This is a genomic window from Corynebacterium endometrii (genome assembly GCF_004795735.1).
Lineage (GTDB): Bacteria > Actinomycetota > Actinomycetes > Mycobacteriales > Mycobacteriaceae > Corynebacterium > Corynebacterium endometrii.
This window is the reverse complement of sequence record NZ_CP039247.1, coordinates 1370884-1392940: the sequence shown is the minus strand read 5'-3', so window position 1 is coordinate 1392940 and position 22057 is coordinate 1370884. Positions and strand designations below refer to the sequence as shown.

Annotated in this window: 17 protein-coding genes; 12 read left to right on the top strand and 5 right to left on the bottom strand. The window is 58.8% G+C overall.

Annotated elements, in window-relative coordinates:
* Position 1: 1 nt before the first annotated feature.
* From secF to CENDO_RS06245, 5 genes are all read left to right on the top strand, one after another.
* Positions 2 to 1186 (top strand): protein translocase subunit SecF, encoded by a 1185-nt coding sequence (secF, locus tag CENDO_RS06265; protein WP_136141273.1) that lies wholly within the window; start codon positions 2 to 4, stop codon positions 1184 to 1186.
* A 137-nt stretch (positions 1187 to 1323) separates the two neighbouring features.
* Positions 1324 to 2889, top strand: a complete 1566-nt coding sequence (locus CENDO_RS06260) for an ABC transporter substrate-binding protein (RefSeq protein WP_246014189.1) — start codon at positions 1324 to 1326, stop codon at positions 2887 to 2889.
* Positions 2879 to 3430, top strand: a complete 552-nt coding sequence (locus CENDO_RS06255; protein ID WP_246014187.1) for an adenine phosphoribosyltransferase — start codon at positions 2879 to 2881, stop codon at positions 3428 to 3430. Before CENDO_RS06260 ends, CENDO_RS06255 begins: the two co-directional genes overlap by 11 nt.
* A gap of 213 nt (positions 3431 to 3643) precedes the next feature.
* Entirely contained in the window at positions 3644 to 5896 is a 2253-nt protein-coding gene (locus CENDO_RS06250; protein WP_136141271.1) for a RelA/SpoT family protein, read from the top strand.
* A gap of 67 nt (positions 5897 to 5963) precedes the next feature.
* Complete coding sequence (locus CENDO_RS06245; RefSeq protein ID WP_168707177.1) at positions 5964 to 6515, top strand: DUF421 domain-containing protein; 552 nt, start codon at positions 5964 to 5966, stop codon at positions 6513 to 6515.
* 87 nt (positions 6516 to 6602) lie between these two features.
* On the opposite strand, the gene CENDO_RS06240 is transcribed toward CENDO_RS06245, so the two are convergent.
* Together CENDO_RS06240 and CENDO_RS06235 are read right to left on the bottom strand one after the other, a co-directional pair.
* On the bottom strand, positions 6603 to 6875 hold the full coding sequence (locus CENDO_RS06240; RefSeq protein ID WP_136141270.1) for a hypothetical protein: 273 nt from the start codon (positions 6873 to 6875) through the stop codon (positions 6603 to 6605).
* Between the two features lie 284 nt (positions 6876 to 7159).
* Complete coding sequence (locus CENDO_RS06235) at positions 7160 to 8041, bottom strand: peptidylprolyl isomerase (RefSeq protein WP_136141269.1); 882 nt, start codon at positions 8039 to 8041, stop codon at positions 7160 to 7162.
* A 152-nt stretch (positions 8042 to 8193) separates the two neighbouring features.
* Between CENDO_RS06235 and tpx the strand changes: the two genes are divergently transcribed.
* The 3 genes from tpx to hisS all read left to right on the top strand — a co-directional run bounded on the left by tpx (position 8194) and on the right by hisS (position 10740).
* On the top strand, positions 8194 to 8685 hold the full coding sequence (gene tpx, locus CENDO_RS06230; protein ID WP_136142175.1) for a thiol peroxidase: 492 nt from the start codon (positions 8194 to 8196) through the stop codon (positions 8683 to 8685).
* Between the two features lie 121 nt (positions 8686 to 8806).
* On the top strand, positions 8807 to 9454 hold the full coding sequence (locus CENDO_RS06225; RefSeq protein ID WP_136141268.1) for an MBL fold metallo-hydrolase: 648 nt from the start codon (positions 8807 to 8809) through the stop codon (positions 9452 to 9454).
* A gap of 5 nt (positions 9455 to 9459) precedes the next feature.
* Entirely contained in the window at positions 9460 to 10740 is a 1281-nt protein-coding gene (gene hisS / locus CENDO_RS06220; RefSeq protein WP_136141267.1) for a histidine--tRNA ligase, read from the top strand.
* A 148-nt stretch (positions 10741 to 10888) separates the two neighbouring features.
* On the opposite strand, the gene CENDO_RS06215 is transcribed toward hisS, so the two are convergent.
* The 3 genes from CENDO_RS06215 to ypfJ all read right to left on the bottom strand — a co-directional run bounded on the left by CENDO_RS06215 (position 10889) and on the right by ypfJ (position 14314).
* Complete coding sequence (locus CENDO_RS06215) at positions 10889 to 12298, bottom strand: L-serine ammonia-lyase (RefSeq protein ID WP_136141266.1); 1410 nt, start codon at positions 12296 to 12298, stop codon at positions 10889 to 10891.
* A 252-nt stretch (positions 12299 to 12550) separates the two neighbouring features.
* On the bottom strand, positions 12551 to 13291 hold the full coding sequence (locus tag CENDO_RS06210; RefSeq protein ID WP_136141265.1) for a CBS domain-containing protein: 741 nt from the start codon (positions 13289 to 13291) through the stop codon (positions 12551 to 12553).
* A 123-nt stretch (positions 13292 to 13414) separates the two neighbouring features.
* A complete protein-coding gene (gene ypfJ / locus CENDO_RS06205; protein ID WP_136141264.1) occupies positions 13415 to 14314 on the bottom strand; it encodes a KPN_02809 family neutral zinc metallopeptidase in 900 nt (299 codons plus the stop codon).
* A gap of 336 nt (positions 14315 to 14650) precedes the next feature.
* Here ypfJ and aspS point away from each other — a divergent pair, with 336 nt between their 5' ends.
* The 4 genes from aspS to alaS all read left to right on the top strand — a co-directional run bounded on the left by aspS (position 14651) and on the right by alaS (position 22054).
* The gene (gene aspS / locus CENDO_RS06200; RefSeq protein WP_136141263.1) at positions 14651 to 16468 is read left to right on the top strand and encodes an aspartate--tRNA ligase; all 1818 of its coding nucleotides are present in this window, start codon (positions 14651 to 14653) and stop codon (positions 16466 to 16468) included.
* 206 nt (positions 16469 to 16674) lie between these two features.
* Positions 16675 to 17880 (top strand): protein kinase family protein, encoded by a 1206-nt coding sequence (locus tag CENDO_RS06195; protein WP_136141262.1) that lies wholly within the window; start codon positions 16675 to 16677, stop codon positions 17878 to 17880.
* Positions 17877 to 19253, top strand: a complete 1377-nt coding sequence (locus tag CENDO_RS06190) for a replication-associated recombination protein A (RefSeq protein WP_136141261.1) — start codon at positions 17877 to 17879, stop codon at positions 19251 to 19253. Before CENDO_RS06195 ends, CENDO_RS06190 begins: the two co-directional genes overlap by 4 nt.
* Positions 19254 to 19387: 134 nt before the next feature.
* Positions 19388 to 22054, top strand: coding sequence for an alanine--tRNA ligase (alaS, locus tag CENDO_RS06185; RefSeq protein ID WP_136141260.1), 2667 nt, complete (start codon positions 19388 to 19390; stop codon positions 22052 to 22054).
* Positions 22055 to 22057: the final 3 nt, after the last annotated feature.

Here is a 22057-nt window from a genome sequence, read left to right as displayed (position 1 = left end):
CATGGCTTCCGCTGTAAAAATTTCCCGCATCGACCGCCTATATACGGACGAAGGCGGCTTTGACTTCGTTGGCCGATCTAAGCTTTGGTACGGCATCACCATTGGCCTGCTCGTGGTTTCCATCGCTGCGATATTATTCCGCGGTTTCAACCTCTCGCTCGATTTTGAGGGCGGCACGAAACTCTCGATGCCCGCCGGTGAGCTGCAGGTAGAACAGGTCGAGGAGACCTTTACCGAGGCAACCGGAATTACCCCTGAGATCGTTCAAATTGTCGGTTCCGGAGCTTCCGAAACCCTCGAAATCAATACCGAGCGCCTCAGCCAGGAACAGGTTGATTCCGCGCGTCAGGCAATCTACGAAGCTCATCAACCCCTAGATGAATCAGGTAAGCCGTCCCCAGATGCAATTGGTTCCTCCACAGTGTCTGAGTCTTGGGGCTCCGCGATTACCGAGCGCATGATTATCGCAATGCTGGTCTTCCTCGCGGCGGCAACGCTGTACGTAGCGCTCCGCTTGCAACGCAACATGGCTTTCGCTGCCATCATCGCGCTGATTGCCGACGGCATCCTGATCCTCGGCATTTACGCCCTGTTCGGCCTGGAGGTTTCTCCTGCGGTAATCATCGGCCTGCTCACGGTGTTGACCTTCTCCATCTACGACTCAGTGATCGTCTTCGACAAGGTCAATGAAAATACCGAAGGAATCGAAGGCCAGCGAAGGTACACCTACGGCGAACAAGCCAATGTGGCGATTAACCAGACGGTAATGCGCTCAATTTCTACGTCCGTGATCTCTGCGCTCCCGATCATCGCCCTGTTTATCGTGGCCGTTTGGCTCATGGGTATTGGCACCCTGCGGGATCTGGCTCTAATCCAGCTGATCGGCGTTGTGGAAGGTATTTTCTCCTCAATCTTCCTGGCCACGCCACTGGCCGTTTCCTTGGCGAACCGTACCAAGAAGATCAAGCAGCATAACAAGGTCGTGGCGGAGTACCGCTCGACGTCCGGTGCGGATTCCGGCGAGCTTGCCGATGGCGACGATGATGACGTGCGCGGGTCCGTCAAGGCTGCGCCCAAGCGCACCGTGGTTTCCCCGGCTGGCTACGGCGAGCGGGCTGAGGAAGCAAGCAACCCTAAAGGTGATACCGGTTTTAATGGCGGCGCATCATGGCGCCCTAACCGTTAGCCGCAGGCAGGAAACAATAAGGACTATCACTGATGTCTATGTCAGCATTGCGACGCGGCCGAAAGGCCGTGGTGGCGTTAACAACTGCGTTGGCTGTAACGCTTGTTTCATGCAGCGCCGGTGAAGAAGGTGCGGGAATGGGGGAGCAGCAGGGTACTCCTCCATCCACCGATTTCTTCGGTTACCAGACCAATTCGCGTCTCGTGACCACTAATGCCGGCACGGCTTTCGGCGCCGCCACTAACGCAGAGCTGCTCGCGAGCCGTCTTTATCCGGCAGCGTTTGTGCCGGGACCGGGCGGCCAGCTCATTCCGAATTCTGATCTGGTGACGACCCAGGAGATTACCGAGCCCTCCCCAGATGCCCCGCGCAAGATTTTGTACACGATATCCGATCAGGCACGTTTCTCCGATGGTGAGGATGTAACTTGCGAGGATTTCCTGCTGGCCTACAAGGCTGGAAAGATGCGAGAGCTTTTTGGCTCCCAAAAGCCGCTGGCCAATGAAATTAGCAACCTCCAGTGTGCCGCCGGCTTCAAGCAATTTGTTGTCACATTCAATCCCGGTCAGGGCGAACGCTGGCGTTACCTCTTCGGCCCCGGAACGGTGATGCCGTCCCACGCCATCGCTCAAAAGGCGGGGTTGACGCAGGAGGAATTGGTTGGAGCCCTCTACGCGGAGGACCCTTACCAATTACAGGAGGTTGCCCGCCTGTGGCGTTACGGCTTTAGCGTGACGGAATTTGACCCCGATTTGCAGCTGAGCTACGGGCCATTTGTCATCGACCGAGTTGGCCCAGACGGAGAGGTCATCCTTAAGGCTAACGAGGACTACTTTGGCGATGCGCCGGCGCTAGAACAGCTAGTAGTATGGCCGCGCTCTGCAGATACGCAACGCTTGGTAGAGGATGGGGCTTTGCAAGTGCTGGACTCTTCCACTGCGAATCCAACGTGGTATGACCGCGATTCTGAGACCAACCCGTTCACGCTCCAATCCCAGCCGGGAGACCTGACGGACACATTGGTCCTATCCGGTTATGGCTTGTTTTCGCAGCAGTGGGCACGCCAGGCATTCGCTGCGTGTGTCGATCAAGGGCGCCTGGCCCAGGTCAGCTCGGAGAAATCTGGCACGGAGGTGGCCCCGGCTTACGTTCACGTGCTCCGCCATTCAGATCCCTTGATTCCGCGCCTGGATCCCGTAACCAACCCACACAAGAAGACCGACATGGAGCTCGCCGGGCAGTTGGCCGGCCAAACTATTCGTATTGGCTATCTTGGACCCGATGAGCGTCTGGCCGCTATGGTTCAGGCCATCAAGGAATCCTGCGAAGCCGCCGGGGTGACGGTTGAAGATGTTGCTGCGGAGCACATGTCCCAAATTCACCTGGAGATTGACCCGGAAACGGGTCTGCCCACCATTGACGCTTTTCTGGGGCCCGTGGATCCAATGTATGAATATGGTGGCCCGGAAGCCCTGATTCAGAACGTCTCCGCCTTGCGGGTCGCGGAGGAGAAGCTCTGGGAAGATCTTTATGACATTCCAGTGTCAGCTCAACCAAGAACCTTTATCCTTGATAGGTCAGTAGAGAACGTGGTGCCTTATACCGGTCTGTCTGGCATTGGCTGGAATATGGATCGCTGGAATATCAATGAAGAACTCGCAGGACAAGTCACCGCAACAAGTGAGGAAACAAGTGAGCAATAAGTACGCTAATACTGCCGAAGCCCTCGCGGACAAGATCCGTCTAGTCCAGGACTTCCCGGAAAAAGGAGTGCTGTTTGAAGATCTCACTCCGGTCCTAGCTGACGCCGATGCTTTTGCGGCCGTTGTGGATGGCCTTGCCGACGCTTGCGAGAGGCTAGGCGCTGACATGATCGGCGGTCTGGACGCGCGAGGATTCCTCCTCGGCTCCGCCGTCGCTTACAAGCTAGGCCTCGGCATACTAGCTATTCGCAAGGCCGGTAAACTCCCGCCTCCGGTCCTTCGTCAAGACTACGAGCTTGAATACGGTAGCGCCGCGCTCGAGATTCCGGCCGATGGGGCAGATATCAAGGGCAAGAAGATTGTTCTGGTCGATGACGTCTTGGCTACCGGAGGTACTTTATGGGGCGCTCGTCTTCTGCTTGAATCGGCGGGTGCTGAGGTGGCCGGCAACGTCGTAGTCATTGAGGTTGAAGGGCTCGGCGGGCGTGAGCGGCTTCAGGGGCCGCCATTGATCGTGCTTAAACCTGCCGATGAAGCCTAATTAGTTCAGACATCAACGATTTAACGCACAGCCTGATTCACACGCAGTAGAATAAGCCCGTATGTAGCGAGGTAACTCGGCAACGGGTTACGAAAGGCTCGCTCACTTCGCGACTAAGGTGTAGAGAGCGGGCCTTTTCAAAGTTTTCAAGGTTCCTGAAAGGGGCTTACCGTGACTAACGATAGACCTACCAAACGCCCTCCTGGTGGTTCGATGAGAAGCATGTCAGCCCGCCTGGCACGTTCGCTCACCGGTGGCAGGGTCAAGGTTAATCCGGTCCTTGATCCCCTGCTTTCCATACACAGGCAGTTCCACCCGCGCGCCGACGTGGAGACCCTGAACGCCGCCTATGCCACCGCCGAGCGTCTGCACGAGGGAGTATTCCGTAAATCCGGCGACCCTTACATCACGCACCCGTTAGCCGTTGCGACCATCGCCGCAGAAATCGGCATGGACACTACAACCATCGTGGCGGCGCTGCTCCACGACACGGTGGAGGATACAGACTACTCACTCGAGGATCTCACCAATGACTTTGGCCCCGAGGTGGCGCGCCTTGTCGATGGCGTGACCAAGCTCGATAAAGTCGCGCTTGGTGCCGCGGCAGAGGCTGAAACCATTCGCAAAATGATCGTGGCTATGGCGCAGGATCCACGTGTCTTGGTCATCAAGGTGGCAGACCGCCTCCACAACATGCGCACGATGCGCTTCCTTAAACCGGAAAAGCAGGCCAAGAAGGCGCGGCAGACGCTTGACGTCATAGCGCCGTTAGCCCACCGCCTGGGTATGGCAAGCGTCAAATGGGAGCTAGAGGACCTCTCCTTCGCTATTTTGTACCCAAAGAAATACGACGAGATTGTCCGCATGGTCGCCGATCGGGCGCCTTCGAGGGACAAGGCCTTAAAGGAGATCATCAACCAGACCACCGCCGCTTTGAAGGAAAACGGCATCGATGCAGAGGTCATGGGTAGGCCTAAGCACTACTGGTCGATCTATCAAAAGATGATTGTCCGAGGCCGGGACTTTGCAGAAATCTTCGACCTTGTGGGCATTCGCGTCCTCGTCGATGACATCAATAGTTGTTACGCGGCAATCGGCGTGGTGCACTCGCTGTACGCAGCCCTACCGGGCCGTTTTAAGGACTATATTTCCTCGCCTCGCTTTGGCGTCTACCAGTCACTGCACACTACCGTGCTGGCGGCTGGGGGAAGTACGCTTGAGGTTCAGGTACGCACCCATGAGATGCATTACAACGCCGAGTACGGCGTCGCTGCGCACTGGCGGTACAAGGAGCTTAAGGGCAAGAACTCCTCCAATTCCGAGGAAGTAGACCAGATGGCGTGGATGCGCCAGCTGTTGGACTGGCAGAAGGAAGCCGCGGATCCTAACGAGTTCTTGGATTCCCTGCGCTACGACCTTACGTCGAAGCAGATCTTTGCATTTACCCCTAAGGGTGACGTGGTGAACCTACCCGCGGGCTCCACCCCGGTCGATTTTGCCTTCGCGGTCCACACGGAGGTGGGGTACCGCTGCATCGGTGCCAAGGTCAACGGCAAACTTGTGGCCCTGGAATCGAAACTCAAATCCGGTGATCGCGTGGAGATCTTCACGTCTAAGGACCAGAATGCTGGCCCGTCCCGCGACTGGCAAGAATTCCTGGTCAGCCCGCGCGCCAAGGCGAAGGTACGGCAATGGTTCGCCAAAGAGCGCCGTGAGGAGCACCTGGAGGCTGGCCGTGACGCGCTCGCCGCGGAGGTCCAGCGGGGCGGCCTGCCGATGCATAGGCTGTTTACGGCTTCCTCGATGAAACAGGTAGCCGAGCAGCTGCATTACCCCGATGTGGACGCACTCTACACCGCCATCGGGGCTGGGCACGTTTCTGCCCAGCACGTCGCTCACCAGCTTGTCTCCTTGTTTGGGGACACCGATGATGCCGTAGATGCGCTGGCTTCCCGCACTCCGTTCTCTGAGCTCGAGCAGTCCCGCATCCAGCACACCAAGGACTCTTCCACGGGTACCGGAATCCTGGTCGAGGGCAGCCCCGATGTGATGGCTAAGCTGGCGAAGTGCTGCCAGCCGGTTCCCGGCGATGAGATCTTTGGATTCGTTACCCGTGGTGGCGGCGTTTCAGTTCACCGTACTGATTGCACTAATGCCGAAAAGCTTAAGTCTGAGCCCGAGCGCATGATGAACGTTGCATGGTCCAATGGCAATGCCTCCTCCGGGGCGTTTGCCGCCACCCTGCAACTTGAGGCCCTTGACCGGCAGGGCCTGCTCTTCGAGCTCACCAGGGTATTTAGCGATCAGAACCTCAACGTTTTGGCCATGAATTCCAACCGCGGCGATGACCACATCGCAACGGTACGCTTCACGTTCTCTATTTCGGACACCAAGCAGCTGGGGCAGCTTATGACCTCCCTGCGCAACACGGAGGGCGTCTTCGACGTGTACCGTGTGACGGCTTAAGACTTGATGACGCTATGACTAGGAAGGACGAGGGGAGTGACGCGTAGTGGACTGGTCTGAGTTATTCATGGAATCCCTGCGTCAACAGCTGCTCTTGGAGCCCTATCGCGTACCGGTAGTTATTGTCTCCACGGTCGGCATCTACATAGCCTTCATGGTCTTGGTAAAGATCTTTGGTTCCCGTGTGCTGACATCGATGACGGCATCTGACGCGGTCATCATCATCATGTTCGGCGCGGTTGCGGGACGAGTCATCCTTGGCCATCCGCCGACGCTCATGACCGGAATCATTGGCCTTACGGTGCTGATGCTCCTTGAGGCCGCGTTTGGGACTTTGCGCCGCTTCGTTGGTTGGTCCAAATTCATCGATCGTCGGCCGGTTCTCCTGATGTATCGCGGCGAGCCGTTGAAAGAGAATATGCATTTTTCTCACGTCAGCCAGGGGGACATCCATTCCGCGATACGCAAGGCGGGTATAGCTAGGGCTGAGGATGTCCAGGTAATGATTCTCGAGCCTACCGGGCAGATATCGATCATCCGCACGGGCCAGCCCCTAGATCCCGCGGTCTTTTCCGACGTCCTAGGTGCCGAAAAGCTCCAAAGAGCTATCGAAGGATAGGCCGGCCAAGGCATAACGGAAAGCAAAAGGCCGGTACCGCAAGGTACCGGCCTTTAACCTCGATCAAGTTGCGCTGTACGCCGCTGCTTACTTGACGATGAACTTCTGTACGAAAGTAATGAGGGTGCCCAGCGCGCCAATAGCGGCGGTGGCCACGGAGATCCAACCGAGGATTTCCTTGGAGTCAACGTCGGAAGAGCTCTGAGCCTCAGGGGTGGTTGACTCGTCGGTGTTCTGGAAGTTTGCTACCGCGTTATCTACGACCGGGGTGGCCGTCTCCTGTGCAGTAGCAACGGAGGTGGAGGCGAAGGTCATAGCAACTGCGGCTACGCCTGCAGCGATGGACTTACGAAGCTTCATAAAATGTGTCCTTAGCTCGAGAGGATTTTAGCTTACTGCAAGAGATTAGCCGCCAGTATAAACAATTTCAAGGGGTAATTTTCTCCTAAACTACCTCAATTTTATGGGCCAACTTCCGCGACCAAGTGGGGGCTTCCCATGTCTCAAAGCAGCCGTGGGGGCGTTTCGATGGGGCAAACGCAATGGCACCAATGGCCGCGATCGCGAATGGCCTTGGTTGCGCGCAATGCAACCAAGGCCATTGGTGAAAGCTATCGCGGTTTTAACCCGCAAAGGCTAAAAGTCTACTGAACGGAGGCCGTTTCGATTTTGATCTCTTCCGCAGGGGCGCCGTCGGGCTGGCCGCCGGCGACTCCGATTTCGGCGACCTTGGCCAGGGTTTCCATGCCCTCTTCGTTAATCTTGCCGAAATAGGTGTAGTCAGGCGGCAGAGTGGAATCCTCGTAATTTAGGAAGAACTGGGAACCGTTCGAGTTCGGGTCCTGAGCACGCGCCATGGCGATGGTGCCCTTAGGGTAGATAACGGTTGCAGCGGCGTCATCGCCCTTCTCGTCGTATGGGTACTCAGTTGCAAAGCCGTAGCCTGGGCCACCCATGCCATCGCCCTGGGCGCCCCCGCCTACTGCGTTAGGGTCGCCGCACTGGAGGACAAAGATACCTGAGGAGGTTAGGCGGTGGCAGACGGTGTCATCGTAAAAGCCCTCATTAATGAGGTGTTCCATCGAATTGACGGCGCAGGGTGCAACCGCTCGGTCGAGCTCGAGGCCAATCGGTCCCTGGTTAGTCTCAAGGGAAGCGTTAACCACGCCCTCGGTGGAAACGTTAGTGCCGTTAGGGGCTTGCACCCCGGCGTCTTGGCCGTCTGGGGTGTATTCGCAGGTGACGGTGGCAGGCAGAGCCTCATTGCGGGCCAAACTCAGGGCGGTTGCCTCGGGCATCTGCTCGGCGCCTGCTGACTCCGATGACGTTGCCTGATCCTCAGCAACGACCTGCTCTTCGGAGTCACGCGTCGCCATAAAGAAGATGCCGCCGACTACGGCCAAGATGACAACAGCGGAGGCGAGAACGACGCCCAACGGACGGGTCTTTTCCTTGCGCTCCCGAGATTTCAGTTCACGTTCAAGGTGGCTGAGCGCGTCCTCGCCACGCTTTTTATTATTCGGCACTAGTGGTTTCCCTTTTCTACTTTTCCTCGTTGACGGTGGAAAATTCAGGGTTGATTGTAGCCAAAAGGCCGGGAGGAAGGAAAAGGGTAAGGAAAAGGTAGTTGAAAAGAAAACGTGGCGAACAGGCGTGGATCACGGGTATCTTCGTGGGCATGGCTAACGTAACTTTCAAAGGTAACCCAGCACAGACCAACGGCGAACTTCCAGCCGTGGGTGATAAGCTTCCTGCTTTCTCCTTCGTAGGCTCGGATCTCGCAGATATTACCGCGGAGGACTTCGCCGGCAAGCGCCTTGTTATCTCCCTTTTCCCATCCGTTGACACCGGCGTGTGCGCCCAGGCTCTGCGCACCTTCAATGAGAAGGCCGCAGCCCTGGATAACACCGTGGTTCTCTCCGTGTCCAAGGACCTGCCCTTCGCTCAGGAGCGCTTCTGCGCGGCAGAGGGCATCGAAAACGTCGTGAACGCATCCGCGTTTCGCGCCGATGAGGACTTCGGCCTGACCCTGGCCGATTCCCCTCTCAAGGGCCTGCTCGCCCGCGCCGTCATCGTCACTGATGAGGAGCAGAAGGTCATCTACACTGAGCTCGTTGACGAAATCACCACCGAGCCTGACTACGAGGCCGCACTCGCCGCCCTGAACTAAACCCCAGTCTTCTGGTTCCAGTTAAACCGGTGCCGCGTTGCATGGTGCAATGTGGCGCCGGTTTTCTAATCCCCACCCCTTTAGCTACTCACCGCTGTTGAGCTAGGGATAGGGTAGGGGCATGGAGATTATGGGTTTTGCGGCTGGACCGTACAAAACGAATACCTTCGTTGTGGCCAACGAGGGGCACTGCTTCGTGGTTGACCCGGGGATGCACGCAATGGGCAGGGTGCTTGAACTCGTAGAAGAAAAGCGGCTAACCATTGACGCCATCGTGCTGACCCACGGGCACCTTGACCACACCCGTGAGGCCGGTGACTTAGCCAGGTTGAAAAGCCTGCCGGTCTACATTCACCGTAATGACGAGTTCATGCTGGAGGACGGGGCTGGCGTCTCGCCGGAGTCCCAGCTGTTGTTCAACGCCAAGGACATGGTGGCAATCGATGACGTGCGTTACCTTGAGGATGGCGGCACGTTTGAATCATGCGGGCTGAGCTTCGAGGTTCGCCACGCCCCGGGGCATTCACCAGGGTCCGTGTTGCTTGTAACAGAAGAGTTCGCTCTCGTTGGGGACGTCATCTTTCGCGGTTCCATTGGGCGAACCGATTTGGAGCATTCTGACGACGCGGCTATGAAGCGCACATTAGCCGGGCCAGTGTGGGCCATGGACGATGCCCTCACGCTGCTGCCCGGGCACGGTCCCACCACGACCATGCGTGTGGAACGTGCTACCAATCCATTCCTTCGTACTATCCGTGAGGTAATTTAATCGCTGTGAGTGATTCAAAGAAGTTCAAGGCATTGGCCGCCCCGAAGGGCGTGCCGGAATACATCCCACCGTCATCGGCGACGTTCTACAAGGTTCGCCAAACAATGGTGGAGCAGGCGCATTTGTCTGGTTTCCAGCATATTGAGCTGCCAATTTTTGAGGACACCACACTTTTTGCACGCGGAGTGGGTGAGTCCACGGACGTGGTCAGCAAGGAAATGTACACCTTCGCGGATCGTGGTGACCGCTCTGTTACGCTGCGCCCGGAAGGAACCGCTGGCGTAATGCGGTCTGTGATCCAGCACAACTTGGATCGCGGCCAATTGCCGGTCAAGCTTGCGTACTACGGGCCGTTTTTCCGCTACGAGCGACCACAGGCCGGCCGCTACCGCCAGCTGCAGCAGGTGGGCGTTGAGGCGATTGGTGTGGATGACCCGGCCCTTGATGCTGAGGTAATTGCACTCGCGGACCGCACATACAAGGCTCTTGGCCTGAGCGGATACCGCCTCGAGGTCACGAGCTTGGGCGATAACACGTGCCGCCCTGAGTACCGCGATAAGCTTCAGGAATTCCTATTCAAGCTCGATTTGGATGAGGAGACGCGTCGCCGAGCGGAGATTAATCCTCTGCGCGTGCTTGACGATAAGCGCCCCGAAATGCAAGAAGCCACCGCCGACGCACCGTTGATGCTGGATTACCTGTCTCCAGAGTGCCGGGAGCATTTTGAGACCGTCACCGGATTGCTGGCAGACATGGGCGTAGATTACGTCGTCAACCCCCGTATGGTTCGTGGGTTGGATTATTACACCAAGACCTGCTTCGAGTTTGTTCATGATGGCCTGGGTGCCCAGTCCGGCATCGGCGGCGGCGGCCGATATGACGGCCTAATGGCTCAGCTCGGAGGCCAGGATCTGTCCGGAATTGGCTACGGCCTGGGCGTAGACCGCGCGGTCCTCGCGCTGGAGGCTGAGGAGATCACCCTCGATGGGGTTGACCGCCGCGTGGACGTGTTCGGCGTAGCTCTGGGCCTCGAGGCGAAAAAGGCAATGACGGTTGTTATCAATGAACTGCGTAAGGCCGGTATTTCTTCCGATATGTCTTTCGGCGACCGTGGCCTCAAGGGCGCCATGAAGGGCGCGGATAGGGCTGGCGCTCGCTTCGCTCTAGTCCTAGGCGACCAGGAATTGGACAATGGCACCGTGGCCCTCAAAGACCTGGAGGCGCACGAGCAGACCGATGTCCCCTTGGCCGATATTGCTCGGGTTGTAGCCGGCAAGCTCGGCTAGCCACGTAAAGGATCGCGAAAAGCTCCCTTCCACCCGCGACGGTTCGAAGTCAACGGGCGGAGGGGAGCTTCTCTTTGGCTTCTACCCGGTGCCGCGCCCTTGCTTATTTGCTGGGGTTACCGGGCCCGGTGGGTTGGAACGCTAAGCCCTAGCACTCCACCTGGGAGACGGAGAATCCCATGGTTTTAGCCAGGCCGCCAACGGAGGTCTCCTTGTACTTGACCAGCATGTCCCGGCCGGTTTCCGCCATCGTGTGCACTGCATCGTCCAGGCTGACGCGGTTGGTGCCCTCACCCATACGGGCGAGCCGGGCCGCATTGATGGACTTAACCGCGCCGATAGCGTTGCGCTCAATGCAAGGAATCTGTACCAAACCACCTACCGGGTCGCACGTGAGGCCAAGGTTATGCTCGAGCGCGATTTCAGCGGCATTTTCGACCTGGACCGGGGTCGCCCCGAGCAGCTCCGCCATGCCGGCGGCCGCCATTGAAGAAGCGGAACCCACCTCGCCTTGGCAGCCCACCTCGGCGCCGGAAATCGAGGCGTTAATCTTGATGATCAGGGCAATCGCGGCGGCAGTTAGCAGGAAACGGCGAGCGTCATTTCGGGTGAAATCAGCCATGAAGTCACGCGCGTAGTGGAGTACGGCGGGGATAATTCCGCAGGCACCATTGGTGGGGGCGGTAATGACACGGCCGCCGGCAGCATTTTGCTCATTGACGGCCAGCGCGTAGAGGTTTACCCAGTCCATGGCGGACAGGCCCCAATTTTCCTCCATATGCTCATTGATGAGGCGCTTGTACATCTGCGGTGCGCGGCGGGTCACATTCAACCCGCCGGGCAAGATACCGGTGGTTGAAATTCCGGCCGTGACGCACTCGCGCATAATCTCCCAGCACAGATCCAGGTGGGCGTGGACGAAATCGGCGCCGCCATCCGCTGCATGGATATGAGACTGGTTAGCCAGCACGACCTCCCAGATGGCCAGGTCCTGCTCCTTGCATATTGCTAGCAATTCGGCACCGGTAGAAAAGGGGTATGGAACCTCCTCGGTGGTGGGGCCCGCGGCCAGGCCGGCGGGAACCTCATCGTTGGCCCCTAGCTCCTCGTTGAGTTCTTCCTCGGAGAGGATGAACCCGCCACCGACCGAAAAGTAGTGCGCGTTAGTGGCTAACTCGTTGCCATCCGCATCCCACGCGGAAAAGATTAGGCAGTTCGGATGCTGCGCTACAGGAGTGCTGTTGAAAGCGATGGAGAATTCCACCGTGCCATTAGGGCCAGTTATTGACCCTGTAGAGGGGATGATGCTGCCCGCCTGGGGTTCTGCATCCAATGGAACGCTTAGCGGATCCCATCCGGCTAATCCGAGGATTACCGCTCGATCCGTGGCGTGCCCCTTGCCGGTCGCGGCCAAGGACCCCCGTAATTCGGTGTGAACCTTTGCCGGGTATTGGGGCAGCGACTCGGCAAAAACCTTGGCCGCGCGCATTGGGCCCACTGTGTGCGAGGAGGATGGGCCAATACCAATGGAAAAGATTTCAGTCACACTAATTGCCACGTAATTAGCTCCTTCGGAAAATTGTTTCTTGCTGCCTGCTCACTTGACTTCAAGTAAGGGATGAGCGGCAACGGAGGTAAGTTCACCACGAGGTCTTGGCGAATCGAGGCCAATTCTTATTTCTTCCGTGTCATGCCTTATCCATGGTAGCGCGCCGTGCAGGCATCATTAAAGGCAAGCCCTCGTCTGGCTTGTCTTAGATGTGAGACAAGGGGTCTCCGGTTAAAAATAACTCTACATTGATAGGAGGTTTTATTCCCATTCAACGGCCTCTAGGAGCGCGGCCAGGTCAGATGAGGTTATTATGCGCAGCGGAGTTTGATTGGGTTTGCCCGTTTCAGTCAGGATAACCGCAAAAGCATGAGTTCCATCTTTGCCCGGATCCAGTGCTGCGTCTAAGGCCTCCTGCGCGCTGGCGTTGCGCGGCAGAAACACCGCACGGTCGACGGGCTCGCCGAATCTCAAGACCTCACCCACTGTGCGGGCATCCAGGTGATTGTTATCGGCAAGGTCGGCGGCAACCCAGTGGGTGATGACATTCGTGGTCAACAACGCGGTGAAATTGCCAGCGTCGTAAATCGGGATTTGCGAATAGCCCTTTGTCCGGATGAGCTTCAGAGCGGAGTTGATTGAGTCGTTGGAAGCAAGGGTTTCCACGCGCGCTTGCCCCAGGATATCGAGGGCCGCCGGGGGATTGGTAAGCAGCCGTTCGAGGTTCTCAATCTCCTTGACCACCTGCGGGTGCGGTTCCGCAATAGTTTGCCCGTCATTGTAACGGCCGTGCGAGATAGCGTTTCGGAGATTCCCGTAGTCCTTGAGAACCTCGGCCTGACGCGCGCTGAGCATGTGGTGGTCGCGGGCCCGGTCAACCATCCACCAAAACGAGTCAGAACGCTTGGCGTTTAGCACCGCGCGCAGGTGCGACTCAATGTTGTTGAAAGCCGCAAGGAAGGGGATAGCACGTGAGGTATGCGCCTTCGAAGAGTCATTCATGCCCTCGACTCTAATGAACGCGGTGGTCACGTGCTAGGGATAGGAGGCAGTCTGGTCTCAGCGCAAACCCCTGACTTCCCGGCTGCATCGGCAGTGGGCAATCAGGGGACGCAAAAGCATGTTTTAGGAGTTGTACACGCCACGCTCGAGGGTGTCACAGGAGGCCATGGTGCCCTCACGGTAGCCAGTCAGGAACGCATTCTGGCGCTGCTCTGAAGAACCGTGGGTCCACTGGTCCGGTCGAACCTCCCCGCCGGAGCGGCGCTGGATATTATCGTCACCCACCGCGCGGGCGGTATCGATTGCCGAACGCACCTGCTCATCTGTGATCTTCTCGAGGAAGGCATCCTCGCCTTCGTCGGCATGATGCGCCCACAAGCCGGCATAGCAATCGGCCTGGAGCTCAATTTTCACAGCATTGGAATCCTCTCCCGGCTCGTTGTAGTTAGAGAGGCTCAGCGTTCCCTCGAGTTGCTGGATGTGGTGGCCAAACTCATGTGCGACGATGTACATCTGTGCCAAAGGAGCGTTATCGCCGCCCATCTGCTCTAGCTGATTAAAGAAGGACACATCGAAATAAGAGCTCTGGTCCGCGGGGCAGTAGAACGGGCCGGTCTGCGCGGATGCATAACCACAGCCGGACTGGGTAGTGTCTTGGAAAATCACCAGACCGCCCTGCACGTAGTCAATTCCGGCCTCGGCGGGCAGTACGTTGGTCCACACGTCATCGACGGACTTGGCGGCAAATTGCACGCGACACTCGGCATACTTATTGGCAGACTCCGCGGAATTGCAGTGCGCCAAGGCATCAGAATCCTGCGCGGACTCAACCTGTCCCTGGTTGGATTGGCCGCCGCCCACGAGGCCGCCCAGGTCCCCTGGATTGCCGCCCATCAATAGGAACAGGCCAATGAGCAGTAGCGAGCCAATGCCGCCGCCGGCGGCGATAGTTCCACCGCGGCCGCCGCCACCGGTACGTGTATTTGAACGTGCGCTGTAGTCAGCTCCTTTGCGAAATGTCATGGCTTGATATTGCCACACGGGCTCCGGATTGCGGCCTTTGGAGGAGAAATTTTCACCAAAAGTCTTCCAGGCTTTCAGTTTTGGGTAGCACCCAGCCGCAATTCAAACGTGACTGCGAAGGCCCCACTCAGCGCCGGCGCGCTAGCGGTTACGAAACATTATTCGCGCTAGATTCCACCTAGTGCGGGCTTTACGGGCCAAACAATGTAGACTTTGTCCCGTTGTGACTCTTGGGTGGTCGCTGCTTTGGCATGCTCTGGCTTATATCCGAGTATGGGCAGCGGACTAGTAGGAGTGAAAAGAAGACAAGTTATTAGTGGAAGTTGAGGCTTCAAAGTGCTGCGTACCCATTTGGCAGGCGAACTCCGCAAGGACATCGCTGGGCAGACCGTAACCCTGACTGGTTGGGTTTCTCGCCGCCGTGACCACGGTGGTGTGATCTTCATCGACCTGCGTGACCGTTCCGGCATCGCTCAGGTAGTGTTCCGCGAGTCCGAGGTAGCAGAGCGCGCCCATGACCTGCGTTCCGAGTTCTGTGTCAAGGTAACTGGTGTAGTTGAACCGCGCCCGGAGGGCTCGGAAAACCCTAACCTGCCGTCGGGTGAGATCGAGGTCAACGTCACCGACCTCGAGGTCCTCAACAAGTCCGCGGCCCTGCCATTCCAGATTGATGACCCATCCTCCTCAGGTGAGGTAGGAGAAGAGGCGCGCCTGCGCTACCGCTACCTGGATCTGCGCCGCAAGACCCAGGGCGATGCACTGCGTCTGCGCTCGGCCGCCAATCGTGCGGCCCGCAAGGTACTGGACAAGCATGAATTTACGGAGATTGAGACTCCGACCCTGACCCGTTCCACTCCAGAGGGCGCCCGCGACTTCCTAGTACCCGCGCGCCTGAAGCCGGGTTCGTGGTACGCGCTGCCGCAGTCCCCACAGCTGTTTAAGCAGTTGCTCATGGTGGCGGGCATGGAACGCTACTACCAGATCGCTCGCTGCTACCGCGATGAGGATTTCCGCGCTGACCGCCAGCCGGAGTTCACCCAGCTCGATATCGAGATGTCTTTCGTTGACCAAGAGGACGTTATCGCCCTCGCGGAAGAGATCGTCGCAGAACTGTGGAAGCTCATCGGCTATGAGATCACCACTCCAATTCCTCGCATGACTTACGCGGAGGCCATGAAGAAGTACGGCTCCGACAAGCCCGATCTGCGTTTCGATATTGAGATTGTGGAGTGTACGGATTTCTTCAAGGACACCACGTTCCGCGTATTCCAGAATGAGTACGTTGGCGCGGTAGTAATGGAGGGTGGCGCATCCCAGCCGCGCCGCCAGCTCGACGCTTGGCAGGAGTGGGCGAAGCAGCGTGGTGCCAAGGGATTGGCCTACATCCTCGTAGGTGAAGACGGAGAGCTTGGCGGACCTGTGGCCAAGAACATCACCGACGCAGAGCGTGAGGGAATTGCTTCCCACGTCGGCGCTAAACCCGGTGACTGCATCTTCTTCGCCGCTGGCGATACCAAGTCCTCCCGCGCCCTGCTGGGCGCCGCCCGCGGTGAAATCGCCGAGAAGCTGGGGCTTATCAAGGAGGGCGACTGGGCCTTTACTTGGGTCGTCGACGCTCCGTTGTTCGAGCCGGCCGCGGACGCAACCGCGTCCGGCGACGTGGCACTGGGCCACTCCAAGTGGACCGCCGTTCACCACGCCTTTACCTCTCCGAAGCCAGAGTGGCTGGACAGCTTCGACCAGAATCCGGGTGAGGCCACGGCCTACGCCTATGACATCGTCTGCAACGGCAACGAAATTGGCGGCGGCTCCATCCGTATTCACCAGCAGGATGTGCAAAAGCGCGTCTTCGATGTGATGGGCATCGGCGAGGACGAGGCCCAGGAGAAGTTCGGATTCTTGCTGGACGCGTTCTCCTACGGCGCCCCACCACACGGCGGTATCGCCTTTGGCTGGGACCGTATTGTCTCCCTGCTCGGCGGTTTTGAATCCATTCGTGACGTCATCGCGTTCCCCAAGTCCGGTGGCGGCGTGGATCCGCTCACCGATGCTCCAGCCCCAATTCCAGCGGCGCAGCGCAAGGAAACTGGCGTGGACTTCAAGCCAGAGAAGGCCAAGGACGGCAAGGATTCCAAGGCCCAGAAGGCTAAGTAGCCGCTCGGTCCGTCATTACCTGAATCGGGTGCAGACGTGCGCGTTTACATGCACCCGACCCGCCGGCTTTATAGCGGCGGTAGACTATCGCCCATCGCGCCGTTTCGAGCCCAGTAGGAATTAGCTATACAGGGCCAGCGGCCGGTGGGCATTGTCAAGAGGCGCCCGGATAGGGCGCTGGAAGCAACCCTGCAAGGACAGATTTCGTGGAACTGAACGTAGACCAAGTCGTGGAGATCGCTTACGATCTGCTCACTTCTCGATACGGAGGCGCTCCAGAGCTGAGTGACGTCACCGTATTGAGCGGTTCGGGTCAAGCCACGGTAGTGCGGGCTAAGGTTGCGCCTTCGGCGTTCTTGCCCCACCGGTCGGTGGTCATTAAGTACACGCCGGTCTCCGGCAACCTGATTGATGATGCAGCACTGCTGCGCGAGGTGGTGGCGTACCAGTTCACCACGTCCCTGCCGGAAGAGGTACGCCCCGGCCCGGTTCTTCTGGCCTACGATATGGGGCAGCGCATCCTGGTTCTCTCCGATGCTGGCGATTCCGATACGCTGATCGACTTGCTGACGCGGGCTGGTGACGAACAGCGCCTCAATGTTTTGCGGTCCCTGGGCACGGAACTGGGCCAGATGCACGCGGGCACCGCGGGGCGGGAATCGGATTACAACGCGCTTCTCAATCGCATGCTGCGCCAGTATCCCGAATTCGGTGAGATGCAGAAATTGCGTGACGATTCCCTCCGAGCCTCCATTGCCATTGGCGCTGACTTGATTGCCGAGGCTGGGGTGGTGGTCCCCGATGAGGTTCGCCGCTTGGCCATCACCGCGCAGGAGACTTTGCAATCTGGTCACGAGTTGGCGTTTACCCCCTTTGACCTGTCGCCGGACAACGTGATTGTGGGCAAGCGCGTTCACTTCCTGGATTACGAGTGGGCGGGCTTCCGCAACGTGTGCTTCGATGTTGCGTGCGTAGTCGCGGGCTTCCCCCAATTCCTTTTCGCCCGGTCCATCTCCGACGCAGAGGCCGCGGCCTTCCAGGCTGCGTGGGCGCGCGAGGTACGGGGCGTGTGGCCTGGACTCGCGGATAAGCACGTGCAGGACCGCCTGGTGGTTGCCTGCATGATCGGTTGGGCATTTTCGTCAGTGGCCACCATGTTTGCCGGAAGCCTCGACGGGGTTGTGGACCTGGCGCAGGGTGCGCGCGAGGAGTACGGCAGCGCCGGGGCCTCATTCCTGCGTTCCCCGGACCGCGGTCCCTTTACCGAGGAAGACAAGCTCATCCGCCGTGATTTGTATGAGACCTTCGAGGCCCTCATGCGTTTCGCGGGGCACTGGGGGGATCCGGAAAGCGAAGGGGTATCATCCTTCGCCCAAGAAATGGCCATCCGCTTAGGGCCGCACACGCCATGAGTCAGGACTCACTGTTTGGCGCGAGGGCATCCAGCGAAGCTGCCTCCGGTGGTCTGCGCGGGCGCGGTCAAGAGATGTTCGCCACCCACGCGGGATCGCCTCTGGCTGCGCGTATGCGCCCACGCAGCCTTGACGAGGTAGTTGGCCAATCCCACCTGCTGGACGAGGGCAAGCCGCTGCGCCGGCTCGTTGAGGGCTCTGGAGAGGCCAGCGTGATTTTGTACGGCCCGCCGGGCACGGGCAAAACCACCATCGCCTCGCTTATTGCGGCGGCCATGGGCCAGCAGTTTGTGGGACTATCGGCGCTGGACTCTGGGGTTAAGCAAGTTCGGGAGGTTATCACCCATGCCAGGCATGATGCCGCGCGTGGCGTGCGCACCGTGCTGTTTATCGACGAAGTTCATCGCTTTTCCAAAACCCAACAAGATGCTTTGCTCGCCGCCGTGGAAAACCGGACGGTCCTGCTGGTGGCGGCGACCACTGAGAATCCCTCCTTTTCGGTGGTATCTCCGTTACTGTCCCGGTCGCTTTTGCTTCAGCTCAAGCCACTAGAGGCGGACGACCTTAAGCGCGTGGCCCACCGCGCCCTGGAAGATCCGCGGGGTTTGGGTGGGCGCGTGAGCGCTTCCGAGTCCGCACTGGATCAGCTCGTGCTCCTCGCCGGCGGCGATGCCCGCCGTACCTTGACCTATCTGGAGGCTGCGGCCGAGGCAGTGCCCGACGGCGGAGAAATTACGGTAGAAACCATCAAAGAAAACGTCAATAGGGCAGTGGTGCGCTATGACCGTGATGGGGATCAGCACTATGACGTTGTAAGCGCTTTTATCAAGTCCATCCGCGGCTCCGATGTAGACGCGGCCCTCCATTACCTGGCGCGGATGATTGAGGCGGGGGAAGACCCGCGCTTTATCGCGCGCCGCTTGATCGTGCATGCGTCGGAGGACATCGGTATGGCGGACCCTACCGCCTTGCCTACGGCGGTGGCCGCGGCGGAGGCTGCCCAGCTCATCGGCTTGCCCGAGGCACGGATCCCCTTGGCGCAAGCGGTGATCCATCTGGCCACTGCGCCCAAATCGAACGCGGTGATGCAGGCAATCTCCGCCGCTCAGGCAGATGTGGCCTCGGGCCGGATTGGGCACGTGCCGCCGCATTTGCGGGACGGGCATTACGAGGGGGCCAAGCGCATCGGCTCAGCGGTGGGCTATAAGTTCCCGCATGACGATCCGCGAGGCGTCGTGGCCCAGCAATATCTTCCGGACGAGTTAAAAGAAGCGGTGTATTACCGGCCCACGGATCATGGCGCCGAAAAGCGTATCCGCGACTTTCTACCGCGACTACGGGAAATTGTTCGCGGCTTGAAACCTCGAAAATAGCGGAGCCGTGGCAGGCGCCGCTAAAGTCAACGGGTAGATGCGGGGACAAGGCGAGCCCTGACGTGCATTTGGGGTCCCTGCGCGGGTAAAGTGAGCCCGATACGGAAAACTGCCTCACACAAAGGATTTTGCTCGTGCAGACTCATGAGATTCGGGAACGCTTTACCCAGCACTACGTTAACGCCGGCCACGAGGCCGTGCCTAGCGCGTCCCTGATCCTGGATGACCCAAACCTGCTGTTCGTCAACGCGGGAATGGTACCTTTCAAGCCTTACTTCCTGGGTCAGCAGACTCCACCTTTTGCAAACGGCACGGCCACCTCAATTCAGAAGTGCGTGCGCACGCTGGACATCGAGGAAGTGGGTATAACCACGCGGCACAACACCTTCTTCCAGATGGCCGGTAATTTTTCCTTTGGTCAATACTTCAAGGAAGGCGCCATTAAACACGCGTGGTCGCTGCTGACTAACTCCGTAGAGGACGGCGGCTACGGTCTAGACCCTGAGCGCCTATGGGTCACGGTTTTCGAAACCGATGATGAGGCTGCCGAAATTTGGCACAACCAGGTGGGCGTTCCAACCGAGCGCATCCAGCGCATGGGCATGGAGGATAACTACTGGTCCATGGGTATCCCAGGGCCTTGCGGTCCGTGTTCAGAGATCTACTACGACCGTGGCCCGGAATACGGCGTAGAAGGCGGCCCAGTGGCCGACGATAACCGCTATATGGAAATCTGGAACCTTGTGTTCATGCAGTTTGAGCGCGGCGCAGGGGATAAGAAGGGTAACTTCCCGATCCTCGGCGAACTGCCTCAGAAGAACATTGATACTGGCATGGGCGTGGAGCGCGTTGCCTGCATCCTCCAGAACGTGGATAACGTCTATGAGACCGATTTGCTGCGCCCGGTCATTGACGCCGCAGAGGAGCTCACGGGCGCCGCATACGGCTCCAAGCAGGAAGATGACGTGCGCTTCCGCGTCGTGGCGGATCACTCGCGCACCGGCATGATGCTGATTCTTGACGGCGTTACCCCGTCCAATGAGGGACGCGGATATATCCTCCGCCGGTTGCTGCGCCGAATCATCCGCTCGGCGCGCCTGCTGGGCGCCAAGGGCGGTACTCTTGAGCGTTTCATGAATACCATCATGGACACGATGAGCCCGTCCTACCCTGAAATTGCCGAGAACCGCGAGCGAATTCTGCGGGTCGCCGTCAATGAGGAAAAGGCCTTCCTGAAGACCCTGGAATCCGGCACCCACCGTTTCGATGAGGCGGCCGCTGCCGTTAAGTCTGCCGGCGCCACAACGCTGTCCGGCGACGAGGCCTTCGCCCTGCATGACACCTATGGATTCCCCATCGACCTGACGCTTGAGATGGCTTCTGAGGCTGGATTGAGCGTCGATATGGATGCCTTCAACGCCGCCATGGCCGAACAACGTGCGCGCGCGAAGGCTGACAACAAGGCGAAGAAGCATGGCCACGCGGACGAATCCCTGTACCGCGAATGGGTTGATAACAACGCGACCGTGTTCACCGGTTACGAGGAACTAGTCTCCGACGCGAAGGTCATTGGCCTGGTCCGTGATGGGCAAAAGGTTAACGAGGTGGAGGTAGGGGACACCGTAGAGGTAATCCTCGATCAGTCCCCGCTGTACGCGGAATCCGGCGGCCAGACCGCCGACCGTGGCCGCCTAATTGCAGGAGACACGCTTCTGCAGATTGACGACGTTCAGAAAATCGGAAAGAAGCTCTGGGTACACAAGGCTACAGTGACCGCGGGAGGCCTTGATCTGGGGACCACGGTCACCGCGGAGGTTGACCCGAACTGGCGCCATGGCGCTACCCAGGCGCACACGGCAACCCACCTCATTCACGCGGCGCTGCGGCAGGTGCTTGGTCCCACCGCAGTCCAGGCTGGTTCCCTGAACCGACCGGGATACCTGCGCTTTGACTTCAACTTCACCGAGCAGCTCAGCCAGGCCCAGTTGGAGGAGATCGCACTGATTACCAACCAGGCCATTGACGCCAACTTCGCCGTCAACACCATCGAGACGTCCTTGGACAAGGCGAAGCAGATGGGGGCTATGGCACTGTTCGGTGAGAACTATGGTTCCCAGGTTAGGGTCGTGGAAATCGGAGGCCCGTTCTCCATCGAGCTGTGTGGTGGCACCCATGTGGCTAACTCCGCGGAGATCGGCCCAGTTTCTGTTCTTGGCGAGTCCTCTGTAGGCTCCGGAGCCCGCCGAATCGAGGCGTACTCCGGCTTGGATGCTTTCAAGTATTACTCCAAGGAAGCGGCCCTGATCGAGGGCGTGTCCCGCGAGCTGAAGGTTCAGCCGGAGCAGCTGCCTGAGCGCATCGCAACCCTGACCGAGAAGCTCAAGGCCGCCGAGAAGGAGATTGAAAACCTGCACAAGGCACAGCTGCTGTCCCGGTCGGGAGAGTACGTGGCGCAGGCCAAGGATGTTAACGGGTTTAAAGTTGTTGCGGTTCGGCTTCCGGCCGGTGTTGCCGCGGGCGATCTGCGCACTCTGGCCAGTGACGTTCGCGGAAAACTGGCCCAAGAGGACGCTGTTGTTGTCTTTGCCAGCGAGGATAACGGTAAGGTTCCGTTCATCGCGGCGGCCACGAAATCCGCAGTGGCCCGCGGCGTGAAGGCCGGCGAGATCGTCAAATCCTTCGGTCAGTACGTAGATGGCCGGGGCGGCGGTAAGCCGGACATGGCACAGGGTTCCGGCTCCAAGGCGGAGGGCGTGGAGGCTGGTATCAACGCCGTGCTCGACGAGCTGGCTGCCCTGTAAACC